Source organism: Clostridium sp. CF012 (assembly GCF_018861755.1).
Classification (GTDB): domain Bacteria; phylum Bacillota; class Clostridia; order Clostridiales; family Clostridiaceae; genus Clostridium_AD.
The window spans coordinates 1-610 of the sequence record NZ_JAHLEF010000138.1; the positions used below are offsets into that span (position 1 = coordinate 1).

1 protein-coding gene is annotated in these 610 nt (G+C 32.8%); it reads right to left on the reverse strand.

From position 1 onward, the window contains the following. The coding region (locus KPL50_RS26720; RefSeq protein WP_216301480.1) for a DUF262 domain-containing protein at positions 1-491 on the reverse strand (491 nt) is incomplete at its 3' end. Positions 492-610 lie beyond the last annotated feature (119 nt).

Below are 610 nucleotides of genomic sequence, written 5' to 3' on the forward strand. Positions count from 1 at the left end.
ATCATAACAATCATTGCTTTAATTGTCGGGTCTTTATCCCATGATCGGAAATACCAATTTGAATTTTTAATTACTTCTGAGACTTTTGTATCTGCCTCCAAATCAAAATCAAAATTTACTAATGCATGGCAAAATTCTCTTGAACTGATTCTTGTTGAATATGTAAATTTATCAAGAATTTCCGATACTTCATCTGTCAACTTTCCTTCTTTCATCGCTATATACCAGTGAAGCAAGAATAACGTTGTTAGTCTTTGCTGACCATCCAAAGGAAAAAGTTTTTCATACTGAACAGTTCCATATACAAAGTCGAAATCAATATTGCACTCATCATCAATAGAACGGAATAAACTATCAAGCAGTCCTTCCCTGATGGCATTTGTTTTCTCATTGATTCTGCCCTGTGCAAAATCTCTTTGCATTATTGGTATCTCGATATCATATTGATTTATTAATTTCCAAAATGTATATTTTGTCTTTAATTCATCCATATCATTCATCTCCTCTGCTCGGTAAATATTCTGCTAAATCTATTTTTATTCTTTCTAAGTAATCCACTCTGTCAGTTTCACTCCAATAATGCACCTGGCTTGGGTCTTTACTGTAATAC